We start from the raw sequence: 24,010 nt of genomic DNA, 5'->3' as shown, positions 1-24,010 counted from the left end.
TCTAACCAACCTAAAATTCAATTAAAATCTGTTAAGACGAAACATACTGGTATCCATAGATTGCTTGGTATCAGAGATAATTTCTGCTATTAGCTTACCAGTTGCCGGTCCCATACTAACTCCCATCATGGCGTGGCCTGTAGCCACATAGAGATTATTACAAGTATCTGCTTTTCCAATATAGGGCATACCATCAGGAGTACAAGGTCTGTAACCATACCACACCTTCTTCTTCTGTTCAGTATCGATATCAATTTCCTGATAATACTTTGGCAGGCATTCAAATATTCCGTCAAGTCTATTTTGATTAATATTTGTAGACATTCCTCCAAGTTCTAGAGTTCCTCCTATTCTTAGTTCATCCCCTATGGGAGATACAGCTACTTTACCCTCGGTCAAAATCGCCGGAATTTTCGGTTTATTAGCCAAGGAGTTAAAAGTTACGCTATATCCTTTTCCGTCCTGTAAATATATCTTTAGGCCTGATTTTTTTAGAATCTGAGCAGACCAGGCTCCTCCGGCTACAAGCAGGTTCTCTACCGCAACTTTTTGTCCTCCTTCAAGTACAATGGAATGTACCTTACCTCTATGCTCCTCCAGGCCTACCACTTCTGTATTAGTTTGAATTACGACCCCATTTTTCTTTAAAACAGTGGTTAACTGCTTTACAAATTTGTTAGGATGCAAATTGGCATCTCCAGGAAAATAGACCCCACCTTTTACTTCTGAATTAATATGAGGATCTAATTCTTTTAACTGGGAATTATTCAATACCTGAGTATCTAAACCAATATGATGTGCCTTCTCAGCCAATTCTTTCTCTTCTTCTTCCTGATGCGCCGTTCTATAAAGCATGAGCAGACCATCTTTCTGAAAATTGAAATTAAATTCAGGATGTGCTACAAATTCCTGATATAGCTCTTTACTCCATTCATTCAGGTGAAATAAAAAAGGCATGGCCTTTTTTACATGACCTTCATTACAAGACTTATAAAACTTATAGGTCCATTGCAGCAGAGATAAATCTAAGCGAGGTTTAACATAAAAAGGACTCTTACTGTTAAACATCCACTTGATACCCTGTGAGATCATACCCGGTGATGCCAGGGGAATCACATGACTAGGTACAACCATGCCCGCATTTCCATGGGAAGCTCCATCGGTAAGGTCACCTTTATCAATAATAGTTACCTCAAAACCCTGTTGATTAAGATACCATGCAGAACATAAACCAATAATTCCGCCACCTACAATATGTACTGATTTTCTCCCCATATTAAATTACTTGAAATCCGTGAGCATAAGGATCATCTTCCTCATCTATAACTATGGTATTGTAACCAAATACTTTAGCCCATCCTGAAATACTCGGAATAATGGCCTGGTATTCACCACACGAGGTTACCTCTTCAACACATCCAATAAATTTAGAACCTATGTAGCTCTCATGGATAAATTTATTTCCTGCTTTTAATTTTCCTTTCGCAAACCACTGTGCCATTCTTGCCGATGTTCCTGTACCACATGGCGATCGGTCTATGGCGCGGTCTCCGTAAAAAACTGCATTCCGTGCATCTGCATCATCAGATAACGTATCACCCGTCCAAAGTACATGACTAAGACCATTGATGTTTTTATCTACAGGGTGTTGAAATTCATATTTTTCATTCAACAGGTGCCTGATTACAGGACTCCAGGTTACGAGTTGTGAAACATTGTAATGTTGTATCCCTTTAAAGTTCTTTTGAGGATCGACAATAGCGTAGAAATTCCCTCCGTAAGCCACATCGACAACCAACTCCCCTAAATCAGGACATTCCACTGTTAATTCTTCTTTATAAAGAAATGATGGTACGTTAGTAAGTTTAACGGACTTCACCTTTCCGTTTTCCTCTAGGTATTCCACATTAACAAGCCCTGCAGGAGTTTCCAATCTTAATTTCCCAGGCACCAATGGATCCACCAACCCCTCTTCGATCATTATTGTAACCGTTCCAATGGTACCATGTCCGCACATGGGTAAACATCCACTGGTTTCAATAAATAATACTCCAACATCATTGGTTGGATCGGCAGGTGGATATAAAATACTACCGGACATCATATCGTGTCCCCGGGGTTCAAACATAAGTCCTTTGCGTATCCAGTCGAATGAATTTAAAAAGTGTAACCTTTTCTCCATCATATTCGCTCCTTCTAGCTTCGGTCCCCCACCAGCAACAAGACGTACCGGATTCCCACAAGTATGGGCATCGATACAAAAAAAACGTTTTTTCACTTATATTACATTATTCTTTAGTTGTTAAACCATTTACCTTACGCCATATGTTTAATGGATTCCCATCTTTCAAGGCATCAGGTAATATACTTTGCGGTGCATTTTGAAAAGAAAGGGGACGTACAAATCGTTTAATTGCATCTGTTCCTACTGAGGTATACATACCATTGGAAGTAGATGGAAATGGTCCGCCATGATGCATGGCATGGCATACCTCAACACCTGTCGGAACCCCATTAAATATTAAACGGCCAACACGTTGAGATAAATTTTCAATTAGCGTAGGATTGTTGTTAAGATCATCTTCGGTGCCTAATATTGATCCTGTTAACTGACCTTCCAGAGCCCGGGTTACCTCGTTTAACTCTTCTTTATTTTCACAAACCACCAGCAGGGTGAATGGACCAAAAACCTCTTGATGTAATGTATTGTTCTTGATAAAATCTTTTGCCGAAACTTGCGCTATACCTGGTCGGCCTTTCCAAGAATCATCATTACTTTCTGCATCAAACAGCAAGGACACTTCCGCTTGATCAACACATTCCTTTTTCCCATTTACATAAGCTGAATGAATGGTTTCGTTTAGCATCGTTGCTGCATCGAGTTTGGCGAATTCTTCTGTAAGAGCCTCCATAAATTCCTTTAGTCCTTCTCCTTTTTCAACAATGGTTAAACCTGGATTTGTACAAAATTGTCCTGCCCCAAGATTAACAGACCCTGCTATTTGAGCGGCTATAGCTTTTCCTTCGGTTTTAATCTTTTGGTTTAAAACAAATACCGGATTAATACTCCCCATTTCGGCATAAACCGGAATTGGTTCTTTTCTTTCATTAGCTGCTTTTACCAATGCCATCCCACCAGTATATGAACCTGTAAAGCCTACTGCTTTTATCAATGGATGCTGTACAAGCTTTTTACCTACCGTTCTTCCAGAGCCTTGTACCGAAGAAAAAACACCTCCTGGCAATCCACATTTTTTAACCGCTTTGGTAATGGCTTCTGCCACCAGGGCATTCGTTCCCAGATGAGAAGAATGTGCCTTAACGATCACAGGAGAACCAGCAGCTAAAGCTGAGGCCGTATCCCCCCCTGCCGTTGAAAAAGCTAAAGGAAAATTACTAGCTGCAAAAACTGCTACAGGTCCTGTTGACTGTAGCATTTTTCGTATATCGACACGTGGTAATGGAGTTCTATCAGGCATTGCCTCATCTATCCTGGCCTCTACCCAACTTCCTTCTTCCAAAAGTTCAGCAAAGAGTCTCAATTGTCCACAAGTTCGTCCGCGTTCGCCGACAACTCTTCCCTCTGGTAAACCAGATTCTATCATTACACGCTGAACAAGTGTATCACCCAAAGCTTCTATTTCGTCTGCAATAGTCCTTAAAAACTGAGCTTTTTTACTCCCACTTAGGTTTTTATACGTCAGCCAGGCATTATATGCTTCCTGAACCGCCGTGTTTAACTCATCCTCTGTTGCACATTTAAACAATTCTGAGGTTTGAGTTCTTTTAGCCGGGTCGACAGCTTTAATCGTTTCTGCACCTATTCCGCTAGGATTTCCGGCAATTAAATTATCGGTAATCATAGTATATTTTTTTATAAGTTTTTATAATCAGGTAATATAGGTCTAGAAGCAATACCATCTTCTAAAATCTTGATTACCCTTTTTCTTTCATCTCCAACCAAGATATGACGTGGAGCTCTAACCGGTTCTGTACCAATTCCCGTCATTACTTCCGCAAGTTTGATATTCTGAACCAGTTGAGGATTGATATCCAACTCTAAGATAGGCAAAAACCATCGGTAAATTTCCAATGCCTCGTCTATCTTACCTGCTTTTACTAATTCATAAATAGCTACCGTCTCCTTTGGGAAGGCACATACCAATCCTGCAACCCATCCGTCAGCTCCCATCAGAAGTTCTTCCATTGCCAGGGTATCCACTCCACAAAGAATTTTAAAACGATCACCAAACTTGTTTTTCATTCGCGTCACATTTGAAATATCACGTGTACTTTCTTTTACCGCCTGAATATTGGCTTCAGATGCCAATTGCTCAAATATAGGTAGTGTGATCTCTATCTTATAATCAACAGGATTATTATAAAGTAAAATTGGTAATTTGGTACTTCTGGCAACGGTCTTAAAATAGTCTGCTACCTCCTGATCGGTTGGTTTATACATCATTGGAGGCAATAACATAAACCCATGGGCTCCCGCTTTTTCAGCTCTTTGCACTAACTCTATAGCAGCTGTAGTAGCTCCTTCTGCAACATTTAATAACACATCCGTTTGATCCCCGAAAGCCGCTACGGTTGCCTCTAATAAAGCTAACCTATCATCGTGAGTTAAGGTACTGCTCTCCCCTAAAGAGCCCCCGATAATAATACCATTTACTCCAGCATCAATTTGATGCTCAATATTCTTTAAAAAAGCTGGAATATCTAAATCTCCATTCTCTTTGAACTTTGTTGTAACTGCTGGGTAAACCCCATTCCACTTTACTGTCCTCATAATATTTATGTTATTTGAATATTGCAAATGTATAGAGTGAAATGGAGAGTTATTTATCATATAAATGCATTAACTAATACTATTGTGCTGTTTTAAGTTATTGCCGGGATCAGCTTTATTCTGATTATATCACTTTGGCATAACCTTTGAACTAAAGATGGTGGAACTAATCCGTAATAACAGATTAGTTTTTTGGTTGGTTAGTTGGAAACCTCTCATTTATTAGTATTTGAGAGGTTTCTTTATCTAAAAAAATAAACACCTGGATAACAGCAGGTTAAATACTTAAAAACATTTTAATAATATTTTGGCACGGTGCTTGTAACGTTTGACAATGACTAGCCAGTCGAAAAATAAATGTTTAACAAAAAATCTTTAGTCATGAAAAAATTAGCAATATTACTAGTTATGGTTTTAGCCAGTCCCCTTGCTATAAACGCAAAAACTAATTCGACGGCTATTAACGGATATGGATACGGTGATCAATTTATATTTGTAGAAGATGGAATTACCTTCTCTGTGTATCCGAATGGTGAATTTGATTTCTTTATTGACAACCCTAATTATATTGGAGTGAATGTTAATACACGAAATGTAAACATCAGTTTTAATTCTGGATATGGATATGATCGTTATGTACAATACGATGATTATGGCGCTGTAATACAAGTACTTAACACACCCGTTTACTATGATTTCTATGGGCGTGTATCAAGAATAGGAAATATCGATGTGTTTTATCGAAATAATCGTATCTACAGAATTGGTGGACTATACGCATACTATAATCCTCATGGTGTTTTTATCAGATATAGTGGTTATATCAATGTTTATAACAGAAGATATATTTACAGACCGTATCACCGATATTTTGTGAGACCAAGACCTTCATATTGCTATGTAAGCTATAAGCCTTACAGAAGATACTATGAACCTGTAAGATATACGTATTACAGACCTTATAGAAACAATTACAGAAGATCTTATGCTACAGTAGGAAGAACCTATCACTATAAGAATAACAATGGTAGAAACAAAGTTTACAGGAATGACAGACGTGTAAAGACAAGAAGAGATGATGCAACGGTTAGAAATGTTAGAAATCGTAGTTTAAATACAGAAACCCGAAGAAGCAATACGCGTTCGGTTAACCGAAATGCTCCTGATAGAAATAGAGACTACAGCAGGGCTTCTAACAACCGTAGCAAATCTGATGTTGCTACCAACAGAAGATATAACAACACGAGAAAAGTGAGTCCTAACAAAACCTCAAATACCCGTGTATATAATTCAAATAGAAATAGTACCCCAAAGAAAAAGTCTTATTCAAGATCATCAGATAAAAAGCGAAGTAGCAATGTCGCAAAAAGGCCATATGAACAAAGAAAATCAAATACGGCTTCAAGATCAGTAAAACGTTCTAAACCGACTCAAAAGTATAGCACAAACAGGTCTTCCAGAACTTATAACAAAAAAGCTTCCGGTAGTACCAGAAAAGCCAGCTCTTCAAGAAATACACGAGGAAATTCAAGAGGGAGAGGAAATAATATTTAAGGATTAAGTATAATAATGGTTTGGTTAGATTACGAGAGGGCTCGCAGTTATTCATTTAGCTGCGGGCCTTTGATTTTAGCACCCTCTCAACCATAGCAATAATATCATCAGATAACTTTAATTTTAAAACTACCAATAGATAACCAACCGTAACGATTGCCCCTTTTAAAACAATATTAATGATGGGGTGAAACGAAAAATCCCAAAAATAAAATACTAATATAAATACTAGCAGCACGATCGCTGTCTCTGCAGTTTTTAGCGTAAATGGATGTATATGAAGTTTCGCATACACAAACCAAAATTTTACGATACTATATAGCAAAAAGGCCAACAATGTAGCCAATGCCGCTCCGTTAATTCCTAGCATCGGAATAAATATTATATTTAGAATAACGGTAAGAATCGCCAAAAACACCCCAAAAAACAACACCATTCTGTAATAATCACTATTGAACAGAATAGAATTATTATTTCCTAATAAACACTCAAACAACTTGGCCGCGGCTATAAAAAAGACCACCGATATACCCCCACTGTACTGATCCGGAATAATTTGATATAATTGATTTACATTTAAAACAATTAACAATAAGATTAATCCACCGATAATAAAGAGGTTCAACGAACTTCTTTTATACAAATCTTTTAAAGCAGTCATGTCCCTTTCATTTAACAAACGTGCTGTGAGTGGATAGGTGATTTGATGCATGGCACGAGCAGGAACTACGATAACCGCTGCTATATAAACAGCTACGTTATAGAAAGCAATATTCTCAATAGCTTCATATTGTCCGATCATGAATTTATCTACATCCAGCAAAACCATCGCTATGGATCCGGCTAGAATAATTAAAGACGTATACCTGATTACCTTATTAGAGTTTTGAGGTAATGCCAGGACAAATTTGGGTTTACTTACCTTAAATGCACTCAGCATCATCAATAACATTCTTAGGATATAGGCAAGCATCACACCTATGATGAATTCATCTGGTGTTAACCAACTCATAAAAACCGCCATTAGCAATGCCATTACAACCACTCTTAAAAATACTTCTTTTAAAAAGTTTCCATATACAGATTTCATATGAACTTTAGTCCAGGCAAAGAAGACTTCAAAATAAGCCATGGCAATAGCCGTAATATAGATTACCCATACATAACCACCAACAATGGCATTTTTCCTCGCTAAAAACGAAACTATAGATTCGTAAGCAATCGTTCCTAGTATACCAACTGGAACGATCAAGAGTAAAGGAAGGATAAACATCATAAAAGTAAACTTGCCTTGCTCGGTGTCTTCCTTATAGGAGCTGTAAAATTTCACCAAGGTATTTTGAACACCAAAAGTTAGCAGTGGCATCAGTATGTTTGAAGCAGAAAGAATGTAACCTACCAATCCATAATACTCATCAGACAAAAAATTAGTATAAAGAAAAAGGGTATTCACAGCACCTATACCAAATCCCATATAGGTATAAATGGTATTTTTAACTGACTGTTTAACTACAACTCCCATTGTTATATTTTCTTTACAACTGTTTAATTACATTACTTAAATGTTCCGTTAAAGCCTTCCTGCTATACTTTTGAAGGCCAATAGGGTGAACTTTAAGAGATGCTTTTTTATAGGCCTGATAATATTCCAGAATTGCCGTTTTCAATCTTGTTTTATCATCATACACAAAGGTTTTTCCTGTATTAGTTTCACGAACAATTTTAGCAGCGTCCCATTGATCCGGGCCAATGGCCAATATCGGACGTTCTGCAGCCATATATTCAAATAACTTACCCGGTATTATACACTGAGTTTCCTTTGCATCTATTTCAATTAACAATAACAGCTGTGAAGCTCTTTGCATCTTCAAAGCCTCATCATGAGTCACATACGCCTGTAAGCTTAATGAAGCCTCCAAACCATAATCTTTTAAACTTTGAACAACAACATCACTCACCACCCCTACTAAATTAATTTTTAAATCTTTAGCAAACGACTCACTTTCTTTTTTTAATTCCGATAGTACTTCCCATAGAACTAAGGGGTTTCTTCCGGACAACAAGGATCCGATGTGTGCTAAGGTAAACCCCTCATCTGGTGTAACACTTTCAAAATAACTAACATCATATCCGTTGGTTATAACTTCTATAGGTTGTGCTGTGAGTTCCTCAAACTCCTTTTTGGTTGTATAACTCGTAACCGTTATTTGATCGGCAGTATTAAGCACTTGATGCTCCAGCTCTTTATGCCTCTCCGCAGCATTTTTTGTTAATTTTAGTTCTTTGTGATACCCAATGGTAGTCCATGGATCCCGAAAGTCAGCGATCCACTTAATACCTGATTGCCGCTTTAACTTCAAACCTATAAGGTGCAAGCTATGCGGCGGACCCGTGGTAATAATAGTATCGATATTATTCTCTTCAAGGTATCGAGACAAATAGGTAACCGAAGGATTAATCCAGAATTTGCGAGCATCCGGTATAAAGAGGTTACCCCTTATCCACAACATCATTTTCTCAATAAATGATTGACTTCCCGAAGAGATTACGCCTTTACTGATTTGATTGGTTTTCTTTTTAGAGAATACCGAAGCCACCCCATAAGGCTCAAAAATCGGTTGCTTGATGATCGTAATATCTTCAGGCACTTCTTTTAAAAAAGCAGGGTCTTTCACAGGATAGTTTGGATTCTCTGGAATGTATACTATCGGATCAATATCAAAACTCCTTAAATACTTAACAAACTTCAGCCATCGCTGAACTCCGGGTCCACCTGCAGGTGGCCAGTAATATGTTATGATAAGGACTTTTTTCATTCGGGTTTCATACTTCGTTTCTCTTTGATCGTATAGCCAATACCCCCGAACAGGATTAAAACCAGAATCAAAGAACCCGTTAATGCAATAGCACTACCTGTTTGTATTACTTCTGGCTGAAACTTAAACTCAATTGTATGTTTTCCAGCTGGAATATTTAATGCTCTCAGCACATAATTGACTCTAAAACTTTCCGCTTTTTTTCCATCGATACTAACTTGCCATCCGTGTGGATAGTACATTTCTGAGAAAACGGCCAGGCCGTCATTATTATTATTTGAGCGATACACCAAATGATTTGGCTCGTACTTTTTCAAGGATATGTTTGCCAAAGAATCAACTTCGAAGGTTTTTCCACTAATTAAATTTCCAAACTTTGAAACGTCTACTACTGCCTCCGATTTGAAATTCAGACTATCAAGAGCTTGCATTTCCTGGTCTGCATTTTGAACCGTTTTAAGTGTTTCTACAAACCATGCATTACCATTTGCATATGGATTACGTGCCGGATATAAACCTTTATCATTTTGTTGAATAATATACTTGACATTCAACATATTCAAAGCCCCTATATTATTCTTGGAAATCTGATATTCAAAAAGCTCCTGAAGACGGCCGGGTTTAGCTGCATGATAGCCCCCAACAGAATTATGAAAATAAGATGTTCTAGCCCCATTTAATCCTTCACTTGGATCAAACACCCTAAAATGAGTCGTATCTTTTAATATCTCTACATCCGCTCCATTTGGCTGAAATGGCTTTTCTAATTTTCTTGCTGAAACAAAATCATCCTTATTTACATAGCGCTTATCAACCCCTACCAAATCGAAAATCAACAACAATCCAATTGCGACATAAGCATAGGTTACCTTAAGCTTATTCTTTAAATAAGCATACAATACAATTGCTATGACTAGTACAAATCCGAAACTACGCAATAAATCGCTCGAATACATTGCTTTTCTGTCCTCCTTTAGAAAGTCCATTAATTCCGGAAGACCCATTTGTGAAAACTGTTGCGAATAATATGCATCGTTCAACGCATCAAAACTAAAGAACCCTTTACCAATAAACAGTACGACAATCAAACCTCCGATAATTGCTCCCGCCTTTTTTAAGGCATCTAACTTTTGTTTATGGTCTACCTCCGGTGAGAACATACGACTCAATCCGACGATCCCCAATACAGGAATACATAGTTCGAGAATTACCTGAATGGAAGATACAGCTCTAAACTTATCATACATTGGCATATAATCAATCATCAAATCGGTAAGAATGCTAAAGTTCTTACCCCAGGAAAGTAATAAGGAAAGTATGGTTCCTCCAACCAGCCACCATTTAAGACGACCTTGTACCAAAAACAGTGCTAAAACAAATAAGAATACCACCACGGCCCCAATGTAAGCGGGTGCTGCTACTATGGGTTGATCTCCCCAATAGGTAGGAAGGCCGGAAGTAAAACTTTTAGCCTGATCTCGCGGCACTCCCTTGTTTACAAGGTATTGGTACGTATTGGAATCCTCACCAAGCGCTTCACTGTTACCGCCACCAAAAAGCCTGGAAGCGAACAAATTTAAGGATTCCGCTTTTCCATAACTGTATTCGGTTATATAATCGTAACTTAAACCATCTGAATTTTCTTTTGGACTACCGTCTGGATTTATTGTCAATTCACTTGTCCCACGGGTACTCCAATCTGCATATTGTTTGGTGGCCATTATATTGGTGGCATTGGTTACTACCCCAAGAATAACAGCACAGAACAACAATCCTACAGTTTTAAAAAAATGTGGTAACTCCTTCTTTTTATAAGCATCTAATAAATATACGACTCCTAGAACCACAACCAGCAACATCAAATAATAGGTCATCTGAAAGTGGTTGGCATTAATTTCCAGCGCCATTGCTATGGCAGTTAATAAGAAACCCCAAATATATTGCCGCCTGAAACTTAATACGATTCCGGCAAGAACCAAAGGAAAATATCCAATGGCATGAGCCTTAGCATTATGTCCTACCCCCAGAATAATTATAAGATATGTTGAAAAGCCAAAAGCCAAGGAACCTATAAATGCTAATTTCCAATCAATCCTGAGCACCAAAAGCAGTATATAAAACCCAATAAAATACAGAAATAAATAATCTGCCGGTCGTGGTAAAAAGCGAATGGTTTTATCTAATTTTTTCACATAGTTATGCGGATAATTAGCTCCTAATTGATACGTAGGCATTCCTCCGAATGCACTGTTGGTCCAATAAGGTTCTTCGCCCTTTACTTTTCGGAAGTCATTTTGCTCTTTGGCCATTCCAGTATACTGGACAATATCACTTTGAAAAATCTTTTTCCCTTGAAGTACCGGGGAGAAGTATGCCAAAGAAGCTGCAATAAATAAAACAAATACTACAATGTGAGGTACTAACTTTTTAAAGCTAAAGTTCATATAATTGATTTGGTTAGTCTAATTCTTCGAAATCTATATATTCTCCAACTTTTTTAGAAGATTTCGAGGTATTTTTTTTATTTCTGGTTGGCTTTTTATCGATTACAGTCTCACCTTCTTTCGTCTGATACTGTTCATTTTTATATGTTGCCTGCTGTTGATATTGACCAAATCCCTCCCTAAACTTCTTCTCCATCTTTTTTGATATGTATTTCAGCAAGAATGGGGCTAATACTCTGCCCAATACTTTTAAACCGAAGTATATCAATAGTATAGTTAATAAAACAATTAAAACATCCATTTATTATTTCTTTTTAACCATCAAAAATACAATCTAATAACCGTAAAAACAGAAATAGTAACTTAAAAAAATAATAAAATCGTATATATTTGGGTTAACAGAATAGGAAATTCTAAAGATCAAAAACCCAAAAAATGAAAAATTTAACCTACCTGACATGTTTTTTTCTGTTATTCACTATAAGTGCTAAAGCCCAATATACCGAAGTAATAAATTCCAACAGACCGGGTAATTCCGTAAGTGCATTTTCGGTTGGTAAAAATGTAATTCAGGGAGAAGCCGGATTTTTATTTGAAAAAAGAGAACACGACCTGTTGAGAACCAGTTCAAATTTAAAAAGTGGCGAATTTGCTGTTCGCTATGGATTTCTTTTCGAACAACTCGAAATAATTTGGAATGGTACTTTCACCAATCAAAATATCACTGACAACTCTACGAGTCCTGCGTATAAATACAGTAGGACGGATTTTACACAAAACACAGTCGGCCTTAAATTCCTGGTTTTTGACCCCTTTAAAAATCCGGAAACAAACAAACCTAACTTATACAGTTGGCGAGCTAATAACAGACCTCAGTGGAGTGACTTAATTCCTGCAGTGGCCTTATATGCCGGTATGAACATGAATTTTGGGGATAACCCATATTACCCTGCTGAATCTACGGTAAGCCCTAAGGTAATGCTCGCTACCCAAAATCATATAAGCTGGAACTGGGTATTGGTTTCAAACCTAATCTACGACAAGTTCACCGAAGATGATCCGATGTTTAGTTACATTATTACCTTAACTCATACCTTAAAAAACCCTAAATATTCTATTTTTGCAGAACATCAAGGCTTTAAAAGTGATGCTTATGGAGATGGCCTTTTCAGGTTGGGGGGAGCCACGCTAATTAACAAGGATCTTCAACTTGATTTTTCTATAGGGCTGAACACGAAAGACACACCTTCCAGATTTTTGGCAGGAATGGGAATTTCTTATCGTCTGGACTATCATGAAGATGAATTTAAAAAAGTCGATAACGTTTCCAAACAAGAAAAAAAGGCTTTGAGAAAACAAAAAAAACGACAAAGAAAGAATAATTCTTTCAAAGGTTTAGACAATTAAACTACGCAATGATTGAAGTAAGAGAAGCTATTACAAAAAAGGAACTCACCGAGTTCGTAAAATTTCCTTTTCAACTATATAAAGACTCTAAAAACTGGGTCCCACCTATTATCACCGACGAGGTGGAAAGCTTTAATAAAAAAACAAATCCCGTTTTTGAAACGGCAGATGCCCACTTCTATATAGCTTATAAAAACAATAAAGCTGTTGGCCGGATGGCTGCAATTATAAACTGGACCGAAGTTGAAAAGCAACGAATTAAAAAGGTCCGTTTTGGATGGTGGGATGTAATTGATGATGTAGAAGTAACCAAAGCACTTCTTAAAAAGGTGGAGGCATTCGGAGAAAAAAACCACCTGGATTATATCGAAGGTCCTATGGGCTTTTCCAATATGGACAAAGTAGGTGTCATGACCGAAGGTTTTGACCATTTAGGAACCATGGTAACCTGGTACAATTTCCCGTATTATAAAGATCATCTCGAGCAATTAGGATATGTTATAGAAAAAGAATATAACGAGAGTGAATTTTATCTTGATGATGTGAACCCGAAGTACTTCACCAAAGGCAGTGAGTTAGTTAAAAAACGTTATGGTGTAAAAGGTTTGAACTTTACCAAAACCAAGGATTTAATGCCTTATGTAGATCAAATGTTCGCCCTTTTCAATGAGGCCTATGCTAATTTATCTTCCTTTGTATCCATTACAGATGCACAAATAGCCTTTTACAAAAAGAAGTACATTAGTTTTATCAACCCTGAATACATAAAGTTTGTTGTTGACAAAGACGACAACGTAATAGCCTTTGGAATTGTAATGCCTGGTTTTGCTGAAGCTTTACAAAAAACTAAAGGTAAATTGTTCCCTTTTGGGTTCATTCACTTGCTAAAAGCGAAAAAGCAAAGTAAAAGCGCTGTCTTTTATCTGGTTGGTATTCACCCTGAATATCAAAACAAAGGCATTACTGCTGTATTATTTAATGAATTCTATAAAGTATTCTCAGAAAAAGGAGTTAATCATTTTATACGAACTCCGGAATTAAGTGATAATGCGGCAGCCAGAAACATGTGGAAACATTTCAATCCTCAAGTTTTTGTCATGCGGAGAACGTATCGAAAAAATCTATAAAAAAAAGGTTGCCTCTAAAGCAACCTTTTTTAGTTTTCGAACGCTTTGCCCCCCATAGTTTTAATTCTCCATACTATCATCCTTAGCAACAGCCATATTTACAAGGGTTAAATTCTCGTTTCCCAATACACTTTATAACGGTCTTTTAATTTGTAATTTCTTAAGATCACAATCCTTCAATATGCTTATTTTCTTCAGGTAGCATAGGTACTAATCTTTATGTTATCCCCATGTTATCCCCAAATTATCCCTATAATATCCTAAAACAATCCCCTTAATACAGTAAAATATGTTCTGCCTGAAGCAGCATTATATGCTATAAAAGAACAACCTTAAGATTCCGAAGATTGACCGTTCTCTGGAAGATTACCTACCAAGTATACCCTGTAACTGCTGGTAAATTCACGTAAAAAGAGATCAAAAAAAAAGAGATCAACTGTATTTAACCCAGTTGATCTCTAAATAAAATATTATAAGAAAGCTCTTATTACATAGCTCCCCATTCTTTCAGAGAATCTTTATTCAATTTAACATAATCAGCATTACCTGCTTTTTCCGCGGCTGCCAAAGAAGCCTTAGCTGCACTAATTGCTCCCTTCTTATCTCCTTTTTTAGCTAAAATAAGAGACTTCTGTCTTAACATCCAGAATGGTGGCTCATCACCCGACATTGAAATTGCCTTATCAATCCACATACTTGCCTGATCAAGATCTTTTCCTTCTTGAAGGTAATATACCGCAGCTTGAAAATAATCTCCCGCAACCGGACCTGCCATGGTTTTTTCTATACTGGCTATCGCTTTCTTGGTTGTTGGTACTTCGAAAGGCACACCCACATAGGTATTTTCCCAATAAATACCCATTGAGGCGCCATTATTAGAGAGGTTATTTAAATCGATAGTAAATGATTCCACCTCAAACGGTAGTGAAATTACTTCTACAGTTGCTTTAGCCGCCACTTTACTTTCATCCCAGTTCTCCGGAGTACCCCAATTATTGGTGTCAGCATAAAAAATAACATCCCATGAAGACTTACCCGGCTTGGTAAAAATGGCATAAGAACCTGCTTTAAGTGTCTGGCCATTAACAGTAACATCATCAGAGAAAGTTATGACAGAGTTTGCATTGGCTCCAGTTCTCCACAATTTATCGTAAGGCACCAAATTACCAAATATGGTACGGCCTCGCATTGAAGGACGTGAATAGGTTAAAGAAACATCGGTAAGACCTACCTTTTGCTCAAAATTAGCAGTAGGGCTTGGTGCCGGCGTTTGTACTTGCGCTTCTAATAAAGAGGTTGACATAAAAGCACATAATAAAATTAAAGCTAGTTTTTTCATTTTTAATAATAGTTGATTTATACAATAGCAATTTACATATTTAACATGTTTTGCCTTATTAAATTATATTAAAATTACGATAATTTAAGCTATAGAAACTATATTTGTTTAACTTTGTTTAAAATTGCTTAAACAAAGTATGATTCATCGCATCCATAAACAACAAGGATTACCTATAAGTATTGACGAAGGTTGGGCATTTTTATCAGACCCGAACAATCTGAGTGTCATCACTCCAGACCATATGCAGTTTAAAATTTTAAGCGGAGCGGAAAGCAATATGTATCCTGGTCAAATCATTGAATATACCGTTTGTCCATTCCCAAAAGTTAAAATGAAGTGGGTAACAGAAATAACACATGTTAAAGATCGGGAGTATTTTGTAGACGAACAACGATTTGGACCTTATGCTTTATGGCACCATAAACACTTTTTGAAACCCACTCGTGGAGGCATTATTATGGAGGACCTGATCCATTACAAACTTCCTTATGGATTTCTTGGAAACATCATCCAACCCATGGTAGCGAGACAACTTAAGGATATCTTCAACTACAGGGAAAATAAATTAAAATCTCTGTTTGGAGAATTAAAATATTAGTACACATATATGAAGTCGGAAAAAGTAACCCTTTTTTGGTTTAGAAGAGATTTAAGAATTGAAGATAACCGTGGTCTTTATGAAGCACTGTCTAATAATGAGCGTGTACTTCCTATATTTATTTTTGATGAAGAAATTTTAGTTAAACTACCTGATCAAGACGCTCGCGTTAGTTTCATTCATGAAAAACTTCTGGTACTGAACGATGAGTTATCAAAAAAATATAATACGGGTATAGCTCTTTATCATGGTAATCCTCAAGAAATATTTCAATCACTTCTAATGAGCCAGGATATTAAAAATGTATACACGAATCACGACTACGAACCCTACGCCATTAAAAGAGACCAGGAAATTTCTAATATACTCTCTAAAAGTGGTGTCGAATTTTTAACCTTTAAGGATCAGGTGATCTTCGAAAAAAATGAGGTTTTAAAAAACGACGGCGATCCTTATGTAGTGTATACCCCTTACATGAGGAAATGGAAAGAAACTTTTAATTCAAATACCGATATCCCTAATTACCAGATTGGAAACGTAACAAAGCATTTTTATAAAGGAGACTTTAATAAATTAAGTTTATCTGATATTGGCTTCAAAAAAAGCAACATTGAAGTACATCCATACAATATTAGCTCCTCACTGATAGGCAACTATCATCAAACGAGAGACTTTCCTGCCCAGGACGGTACATCTCTTCTAGGTCCACATTTACGTTTTGGAACTGTTAGTATTCGCAGATTAGTAGAAAAGGCCTTAAATGAAAAGGACACTACTTTTCTAAATGAATTGATTTGGCGTGAATTTTTCATGCAGATCCTTTATCATTTCCCACATACAACCACAAAGAGCTTTAAACCTAAATATGATCGAATCAATTGGCGAAATGATGAAAATGAATTTATGGCCTGGTGCGAAGGGAAAACTGGTTATCCGATTGTTGATGCAGGTATGCGTCAGCTGAACAACACCGGATATATGCACAATAGAATCCGAATGATCACAGCGAGTTTTCTTTGTAAACATTTATTGATTGACTGGCGCTGGGGTGAGGCATACTTCGCACAAAAGTTACTGGATTATGAAATGTCCAGCAATGTTGGGAATTGGCAATGGGTTGCCGGTACAGGGGTGGATGCCGCGCCATATTTCAGAATATTCAACCCCATTACACAAATTAAAAAATTTGATAAAGATCTCAAATATATAAATACCTGGGTAAAAGACCTCAATGAGTTTAGCTATCCTCAGCCTATTGTTGAACATAAGGCTGCCAGAGAACGATGCCTGGAGGTTTATAAGAATGCCCTTAATTAAAAAAGCCTGATGAATTTGAAATCATCAGGCCTAAAAGTTTTTATTAATCTACTCTTAATATCTTAGCTCCTATAGCTCGTAGACGATCATCGATATATTCATAACCACGATCGATCTGTTCTATATTATGGATGGTTGAAGTTCCTTTAGCAGAAAGCGCTGCTATTAATAAGGAAATTCCAGCCCTAATATCGGGAGATGTCATTGTCGTTGCTTTCAATTGAGATTTAAAGTCATGACCAATTACTGTAGCTCTGTGCGGATCGCATAATATAATTTTTGCTCCCATATCGATTAATTTATCGACAAAGAATAAACGGCTTTCAAACATTTTCTGATGAATCAATACCTCTCCCCTTGCCTGGGTAGCGATCGTAAGTACTATACTCAACAAATCGGGTGTAAATCCAGGCCACGGAGCATCTGCTATGGTTAAAATTGAACCATCGATATAATTTTGGATTTCATATCCTTTTTTATGTTCTGGAATAAAAATATCATCACCTTTTTTCTCAACTGTAATACCGAGTTTAGCAAAAACGCCAGGAATAACTCCTAAACTATCCCAATTTACATTCTTAATAGTGATCTCACTTTTGGTCATTGCCGCCAATCCGATCCAACTACCAATTTCAATCATATCCGGTAACATAGTATGATCGGTACCTCCCAAACTATCAACTCCTTCAATGGTTAATAGATTTGAGGCAATACCAGATATTTTCGCTCCCATGCGATTGAGCATTTTGCAAAGTTGTTGCAAATATGGTTCACAAGCAGCGTTATAGATGGTAGTGGTCCCTTTGGCCAATACAGCTGCCATTACGATATTTGCAGTACCGGTTACCGAGGCTTCGTCTAGCAACATATCAGTTCCGGATAAGGTCTCAGCTTCTACACCATAAAAATACTCTTCCCGGTTATATCTAAAATTAGCGCCAAGTTTGATAAAACCCTGAAAGTGAGTATCCAGGCGTCTTCTTCCTATCTTATCTCCACCGGGCTTAGGTATATACCCCTTACCGAAACGAGCCAATAAAGGTCCGACAATCATAATAGATCCTCGCAATCCTCTTCCGTCTTTTTTAAATTGCTCAGACTCCAGATATTCAAGATTAATATCATCAGCCTGGAAGGAATATGAACCCTTTCCAAGTTTTTGAATTTTAACCCCTAAATTCTCAAGTAAATCGATTAATTTATTTACATCAACTATATTGGGTATGTTGTGAATCGTAACTCGTTCTGGCGTTAGTAGTACGGCACATAAGATTTGTAAGGCTTCATTTTTGGCACCTTGAGGAGTTATTTCCCCTTTTAACTGATGCCCGCCTTCAATTTTAAATGTTCCCATAGAAAGTCGGTAAAGATTTTTTAATAACGTTTTTTATTGCGGCCTCCTTTATGATGCTTTTTACCGTTAGACCGGTGCTGTTTGTTAGGTTTGGAACGGATAAGATTTGAGCTGTCTGAAAGATCCTCATCCCATTTGGCCAAGTTAATCTTCCCTCCACTCAACTCATATAAATGTTCAAAGATTACATCATCCTCAACGGTGTCCTTATTCCAGTTTAAGAAACATTTCTTCATATGGTTTGCAATAGTATACTTCAAGGCCTGCTTTAACTCGCCTTCTTCCCAACCGTTACAAACATCAATCATACGTTTTATATTGTTCCCGTAAAACCTGTATTTAGGATGGTTTTGAGGGTATTCCAGCCCTTCCGGACGCTCTGCCAGCATCTCCTTGGTAGGTATTGGAAAAGGTGAATCGACATCTAATTTGAAGTCCGACATGATGAAAAGCTGATCCCATAACTTATGCTGAAAGTCGGCCACATCTCTTAAATGAGGGTTTAGGTTCCCCATAACTCCAATAATAGCCTTGGCTACTTTATTCCTCTCTTCCTTATCTTCGATAGAAATGGCGAAATCCACCAGTTTCTGAATATGACGTCCGTACTCTGGAATAATTAACCTTGGTCGTTCACTATTATATTCTAAATTTTCAATCAAAACTATTGTTGGTTTTTAATGCATTAAATGTAATGAAGTTACGCAGTATTTCACTTGCAGGAAAGTAACATACGTTGCACTGCAAAATACTAATTTTTATACAATCAACAAATCAATTTATTAAAGAGAGATAATTCCTTCTACTTTTTCTGCTTCCTGATATTTTTCAATTACAGCTTCAGGGGATTCCATTTTTAAAGAAATTGAAATACTAGTATAAGTTCCTTTGGTAGATTTTTTAGTATTTATTACCGCTCCCATATTATCAAACATGGTTTCTACTTCCTTGATTTTATCTTCATCAGTAGGCACTATGAACTTATATAAATACAGGGACGGCCATTTAGTAGTCTCTTCTAAACGACTTTTTAATTTATCGTAAAAAGCTTTTCGATTCTCTTGATTTTCCATTACGCTTAACTAATCGATATTATTTCTTGCAAAGATAGTCTTTAGAATTCAATTTTTAGGTTATCCTCAGATTTCACTATTTTTGAGCCCTGAATAAATGAAACGTGAGTCATAAAAAAATTGTCATTACCGGAGGACCTGGAACAGGCAAAACATCTGTGGTAGATATCTTGAAAGATCGAGGTTATATTTGCTTACCTGAAATATCCAGACAGGTTACGATAGAGGCACAAAAACAAGGAATCGATCAACTTTTTCTAAAGGACCCCCTTCTATTTAGTAAAAAGCTGCTTGAAGGGAGGATATCGCAATTTAATCAAGCTACTAATCATCCTGAAAACCGAGTTTTTTTAGATAGAGGTATTCCCGATGTGGTTGCCTATTTGGATTATGCCAATCAGGATTACCCTGCTTACTTCTCCGATGCATGTACTGAACACTGCTATGACCAGGTGTTTCTATTACCTCCTTGGGAAGAGATTTACATTTCTGACAATGAACGTTATGAAAACTTTGAACAGGCTATACTAATTCATGATTACCTGGAAGCTGCGTATAAAAAATTTGGCTATCAACTTTTAGAAGTGCCAACGGGCACCGTTACAGCAAGGGCTGATTTTATTGAGAAATTTATTTAAGCTCTGGAAATTATTACATTAAATTTCGATGAAAAATATGGGAGGCTTGCCCCCTAATTAGTAACTTTCCCTCATAAACAACAACTTGTATTAATGCTAGACCCTTTAACGGTTTTAAAACAATACTGGGGCTTTGATTCATTTAGAGCCGCACAGGAACAGGTCATCAAAAACCTTTTAGATAAACACGACACGCTTGCCCTATTGCCTACCGGTGGTGGAAAGTCTGTTTGTTTTCAGGTTCCTGCTTTAGTACAGGAAGGGATTTGCATTGTAGTATCTCCTTTGGTCGCCTTGATACAAGATCAGGTCAATCAATTAAAAAACAAAAACATAAAATCCATCGGCTTAACCGGTGGATTATCATATAAGGAGGTTGATGCTCTACTGGATAATTGCATCTATGGCAATTACAAATTCCTTTATCTCTCGCCTGAACGTTTACAGCAGGAGTTAGTTCAGGAACGTATAAGACAAATGCCTGTGAATCTTATCGCAATTGATGAGGCTCATTGTATATCAGAATGGGGACATGATTTCAGACCTGCATATAGAAACTGTGTGTGGCTTCGAGAAACGTTCCCTCATATTCCAATCGCCGCTTTAACTGCATCGGCTACCGCAGAGGTACAAGAAGACATTGTCCAGAACCTGAACCTGAGAGCGGTTCAAAGAGTAAAGAGTTCTTTTTCTCGTCAGAATATTGCTTATATGGTTTTTGAGGAAGAAGATAAAAGACATAAACTCAGCCTTATCCTTAAGAAGAACAAAGGATCATCAATTGTATATGTAACCAGTAGAAAAGCAACTATCAATTTTGCTGATTATTTAAACAATCAAGGTATCAAAGCTACTTATTATCATGGTGGTATTTCTTCGGACGAAAAACAAAACAAACTGAAGTTATGGCTCGACAATCAAATTCAGGTAATGGTAGCCACCAATGCTTTTGGCATGGGGATAGATAAACCGGATGTCCGTACAGTAATTCACTTAAACCTACCTGACAGCATTGAAAATTATTATCAGGAATCCGGGCGAGCAGGAAGGGATGGCAACAAATCATTTGCAGTAATTCTAAAAAATAAGGCTGACGAACTTCAGGCTGAAGAGCAATTCGTTAAAGTATTTCCGGACAGCAATTTTTTAAAGCTATTATATAAGAAACTGAATAATTATTTTCAAATAGGATACGGGGAAGACAGAGAGGAAAGTTTCGCATTTAATTTTAATGAGTTTTGTCATATCTATCAATTGAATGGTTTATTGACCTATAACGGCCTAAAAACGCTCGACAGACAATCTATTATCAACTTCACAGAATCGTACAGGAATAAAGTTATTTTACAGTTCGAGGTAAGCTCTAACAGGTTATTTTCATATTTAGATAAGTATCCTAAAATTGAAACTATTGTTCAGGCCATATTAAGAACATATGGAGGAATTTTTGATCTGCCAACAAAAATCAACACAATTCTCATTGCTCAAAAAACAGCTTCTTCTGAAGCAGATTTGATGCAAGTATTACAGCAGTTACATAAAGATGAAATTATCAACCTTGAAGCTAAAAATACTGATGCTGAAATAACCTTCTTAGTTCCCCGTGAAGACGACCGGGTCATTAATGTCATTGCCAAGGATGTTAAAAGTCAGAACAAGTTAAAAGCAACGAAACTAAAAGCTGTATTTGATTATTGTAACACTAGTGATCAATGTAAAAGTATTCAGTTACTAACTTATTTTGGAGAAACTAATTTACAACCTTGTGGTATATGTTCCTATTGCATTACTAAAAAACACAAGAGAGCCTCGAATGAAGTTTTGGATATTGTGGCAGAACAAATCATTAAATTACTAAAAGAAAAGCCGTTATCCTCCAGAGCTATTAATAGCCAATTAACCTTTCGGGAAGAATATATCCTTAGTGCCATACAGCTACTTTTAGAAGATGAAAAAATAATTGTAAACGAAAGGAATGAATATCAGTTCAAATAAATAATTTTGAACAAGAAACTATTTAAAATGGAAAGAGATTTAAAAATCGTTTTTATGGGGACTCCCGATTTTGCGGTAGAAACCCTGAAAACTTTAGTAGAAAATAATTATAATATCGTTGGGGTAATTACGGCCCCTGACAAGCCTGCTGGAAGGGGAAGAAAGTTACATCAATCTGCGGTTAAAGAGTATGCCGTTGAGCAGGGTCTTCACGTAATGCAACCAACAAACCTGAAGAGCGAAGAGTTTCTGAACGAGTTAAGGTCTCTAGAGGCCAATTTACAAGTGGTGGTAGCTTTTAGAATGTTACCAAAAGCTGTTTGGCAAATGCCAGCTTACGGTACTTTCAACTTACATGCTTCTTTATTACCTCAATACCGGGGGGCGGCCCCAATTAACTGGGCTATTATAAATGGTGAAACTAAAACCGGGGTGACCACCTTTTTTATAGATGAGAAGATAGATACAGGTGCCATGATTTTTCAGGAAGAGGTAGCCATTGGTTCTGAGGAAACTGCAGGTATGCTTCATGATAAACTTATGCTTACAGGTGCACAATTGGTTTTAAAAACCGTTAACTGTATTAAAGAAGACAAAATAACCACCAGGATCCAAAATGAAGATGAGCCTTTGAAGGTGGCTTATAAAATTCATAAAGAGACCTGTAAAATAGACTGGGAAGCTTCTATTGACTCCATCTATAATCTTATCAGAGGCTTAAGTCCATATCCGGCTGCATGGACAACGCTTTACAATGGTGAAGAAGAAGTATTCATTAAAATTTATAATGCTACTAAAGAAATCATAGATCACGAAGATAAAACAGGAACGCTATCTCTTACAAAGAATAGTATTAAAGTTGCAGTCCGTAATGGATATATTATTTTAAATGAGGTTCAACTACCCGGGAAACGGAAAATGAATGTGAGAGATGTTTTAAATGGTTATGAAATAAAAAGCGATGCTTACGTTCGCTAAAGCCTTATACAGTGCGAGATAAGCAAAATTTGTCGAAAAAAGCTTACTTTATTAACAATAGAGCCGAAGTTATTAACAAAATACCCGATTTCCCTTGATATTACTTGCATGATTGCATAATCCGTATAAATTTGTATAGGCTAATTAAAATTAATGTTTAACCAACAAGTAAGTTTTAAATTCGTTGAATTATGAACAAAACAGAATTAATCGATGCTATGGCAGCTGATGCCGGTATCACGAAAGCAGCAGCTAAAAAAGCATTAGAATCATTTTTAGGTAATGTAGAAGGTACTTTAAAAAAAGGAGGTAGAGTTTCATTAGTAGGCTTTGGTTCTTGGTCAGTATCTAAAAGATCAGCAAGAGAAGGTAGAAATCCACAAACTGGTAAAACAATCAAGATTGCTGCTAAAAATGTAGTTAAGTTTAAAGCTGGTGCAGATTTATCTAGCGCTGTAAACTAACGAACATCAGAATACAGAACATTTGAAGCGCCATTTCGGCGCTTTTTTTTGTGTTTTGAATTATTTTTCATTCCCAAATTTTGATACTTGGCTATTTTTTAATTAAATTTA

Annotated in this window: 21 protein-coding genes; 9 read left to right on the top strand and 12 right to left on the bottom strand. The window is 36.8% G+C overall.

Annotated elements, in window-relative coordinates:
• Positions 1-21: 21 nt before the first annotated feature.
• The 4 genes from BM361_RS09920 to BM361_RS09905 are packed head-to-tail and all read right to left on the bottom strand — an operon-like array spanning position 22 to position 4,792.
• Positions 22-1,275 carry an NAD(P)/FAD-dependent oxidoreductase gene (locus BM361_RS09920; protein ID WP_074978564.1) on the bottom strand — a complete coding sequence of 418 codons (1,254 nt, stop codon included), beginning with the start codon at positions 1,273-1,275 and terminating at the stop codon, positions 22-24.
• Position 1,276: 1 nt separating this feature from the next.
• A complete protein-coding gene (locus tag BM361_RS09915) occupies positions 1,277-2,278 on the bottom strand; it encodes a 4-hydroxyproline epimerase (RefSeq protein WP_074978562.1) in 1,002 nt (333 codons plus the stop codon).
• A gap of 10 nt (positions 2,279-2,288) precedes the next feature.
• Positions 2,289-3,863 (bottom strand): aldehyde dehydrogenase (NADP(+)), encoded by a 1,575-nt coding sequence (locus BM361_RS09910; protein WP_074978560.1) that lies wholly within the window; start codon positions 3,861-3,863, stop codon positions 2,289-2,291.
• 11 nt (positions 3,864-3,874) lie between these two features.
• Entirely contained in the window at positions 3,875-4,792 is a 918-nt protein-coding gene (locus tag BM361_RS09905) for a dihydrodipicolinate synthase family protein (RefSeq protein WP_038262771.1), read from the bottom strand.
• Between the two features lie 381 nt (positions 4,793-5,173).
• Here BM361_RS09905 and BM361_RS09900 point away from each other — a divergent pair, with 381 nt between their 5' ends.
• A complete protein-coding gene (locus tag BM361_RS09900; RefSeq protein WP_074978643.1) occupies positions 5,174-6,346 on the top strand; it encodes a hypothetical protein in 1,173 nt (390 codons plus the stop codon).
• A 55-nt stretch (positions 6,347-6,401) separates the two neighbouring features.
• Here the strand turns inward: BM361_RS09900 and BM361_RS09895 are convergent, their stop codons facing one another.
• Genes BM361_RS09895 through BM361_RS09880 form a run of 4 tightly spaced genes read right to left on the bottom strand, consistent with a single transcriptional unit; the run spans position 6,402 to position 11,907 of the window.
• Positions 6,402-7,868, bottom strand: coding sequence for a lipopolysaccharide biosynthesis protein (locus BM361_RS09895; RefSeq protein ID WP_074978558.1), 1,467 nt, complete (start codon positions 7,866-7,868; stop codon positions 6,402-6,404).
• 13 nt (positions 7,869-7,881) lie between these two features.
• On the bottom strand, positions 7,882-9,162 hold the full coding sequence (locus tag BM361_RS09890) for a glycosyltransferase family 4 protein (protein WP_074978556.1): 1,281 nt from the start codon (positions 9,160-9,162) through the stop codon (positions 7,882-7,884).
• Entirely contained in the window at positions 9,159-11,606 is a 2,448-nt protein-coding gene (locus BM361_RS09885; RefSeq protein WP_074978555.1) for a YfhO family protein, read from the bottom strand. The genes BM361_RS09890 and BM361_RS09885 overlap by 4 nt, the downstream gene beginning before the upstream one ends.
• Before the next feature lie 13 nt (positions 11,607-11,619).
• Complete coding sequence (locus BM361_RS09880; protein ID WP_038262755.1) at positions 11,620-11,907, bottom strand: DUF4834 family protein; 288 nt, start codon at positions 11,905-11,907, stop codon at positions 11,620-11,622.
• Positions 11,908-12,041: 134 nt separating this feature from the next.
• Between BM361_RS09880 and BM361_RS09875 the strand changes: the two genes are divergently transcribed.
• Positions 12,042-13,013, top strand: coding sequence for a transporter (locus BM361_RS09875; protein WP_074978553.1), 972 nt, complete (start codon positions 12,042-12,044; stop codon positions 13,011-13,013).
• 8 nt (positions 13,014-13,021) lie between these two features.
• Positions 13,022-14,140, top strand: coding sequence for a GNAT family N-acetyltransferase (locus BM361_RS09870; protein WP_074978552.1), 1,119 nt, complete (start codon positions 13,022-13,024; stop codon positions 14,138-14,140).
• 487 nt (positions 14,141-14,627) lie between these two features.
• On the opposite strand, the gene BM361_RS09865 is transcribed toward BM361_RS09870, so the two are convergent.
• Positions 14,628-15,479 (bottom strand): DUF2911 domain-containing protein, encoded by an 852-nt coding sequence (locus tag BM361_RS09865; RefSeq protein ID WP_074978550.1) that lies wholly within the window; start codon positions 15,477-15,479, stop codon positions 14,628-14,630.
• Between the two features lie 139 nt (positions 15,480-15,618).
• On the opposite strand from BM361_RS09865, the gene BM361_RS09860 reads away from it, so the two are divergent.
• Together BM361_RS09860 and BM361_RS09855 are read left to right on the top strand one after the other, a co-directional pair.
• Entirely contained in the window at positions 15,619-16,080 is a 462-nt protein-coding gene (locus BM361_RS09860) for an SRPBCC family protein (protein ID WP_074978549.1), read from the top strand.
• A gap of 9 nt (positions 16,081-16,089) precedes the next feature.
• Positions 16,090-17,397 (top strand): cryptochrome/photolyase family protein, encoded by a 1,308-nt coding sequence (locus BM361_RS09855; RefSeq protein WP_074978547.1) that lies wholly within the window; start codon positions 16,090-16,092, stop codon positions 17,395-17,397.
• A 43-nt stretch (positions 17,398-17,440) separates the two neighbouring features.
• Here the strand turns inward: BM361_RS09855 and murA are convergent, their stop codons facing one another.
• From murA to BM361_RS09840, 3 genes are all read right to left on the bottom strand, one after another.
• On the bottom strand, positions 17,441-18,751 hold the full coding sequence (murA, locus tag BM361_RS09850; RefSeq protein ID WP_074978546.1) for a UDP-N-acetylglucosamine 1-carboxyvinyltransferase: 1,311 nt from the start codon (positions 18,749-18,751) through the stop codon (positions 17,441-17,443).
• A gap of 20 nt (positions 18,752-18,771) precedes the next feature.
• Complete coding sequence (locus BM361_RS09845) at positions 18,772-19,413, bottom strand: DUF4290 domain-containing protein (protein ID WP_038262732.1); 642 nt, start codon at positions 19,411-19,413, stop codon at positions 18,772-18,774.
• Between the two features lie 120 nt (positions 19,414-19,533).
• Positions 19,534-19,824 (bottom strand): DUF493 family protein, encoded by a 291-nt coding sequence (locus BM361_RS09840; RefSeq protein WP_038262730.1) that lies wholly within the window; start codon positions 19,822-19,824, stop codon positions 19,534-19,536.
• 104 nt (positions 19,825-19,928) lie between these two features.
• Here BM361_RS09840 and BM361_RS09835 point away from each other — a divergent pair, with 104 nt between their 5' ends.
• The 4 genes from BM361_RS09835 (at position 19,929) to BM361_RS09820 (ending at position 23,899) form a co-directional block, all read left to right on the top strand.
• Positions 19,929-20,462, top strand: coding sequence for an AAA family ATPase (locus BM361_RS09835; protein ID WP_074978544.1), 534 nt, complete (start codon positions 19,929-19,931; stop codon positions 20,460-20,462).
• A 93-nt stretch (positions 20,463-20,555) separates the two neighbouring features.
• Positions 20,556-22,457: a RecQ family ATP-dependent DNA helicase gene (locus tag BM361_RS09830; RefSeq protein ID WP_074978543.1), complete on the top strand. Its 1,902-nt coding sequence runs from the start codon at positions 20,556-20,558 to the stop codon at positions 22,455-22,457.
• 27 nt (positions 22,458-22,484) lie between these two features.
• Positions 22,485-23,435 (top strand): methionyl-tRNA formyltransferase, encoded by a 951-nt coding sequence (gene fmt, locus BM361_RS09825; protein WP_074978541.1) that lies wholly within the window; start codon positions 22,485-22,487, stop codon positions 23,433-23,435.
• A gap of 191 nt (positions 23,436-23,626) precedes the next feature.
• Complete coding sequence (locus BM361_RS09820) at positions 23,627-23,899, top strand: HU family DNA-binding protein (protein WP_038262720.1); 273 nt, start codon at positions 23,627-23,629, stop codon at positions 23,897-23,899.
• The last annotated feature ends 111 nt before the right edge of the window (positions 23,900-24,010 follow it).

Origin of the sequence: Zhouia amylolytica (assembly GCF_900116365.1) — a bacterium.
Lineage (GTDB): Bacteria > Bacteroidota > Bacteroidia > Flavobacteriales > Flavobacteriaceae > Zhouia > Zhouia amylolytica.
The sequence above is the reverse complement of the archived record's forward strand: the minus strand, read 5'-3'. Positions and strand labels throughout refer to the sequence as shown.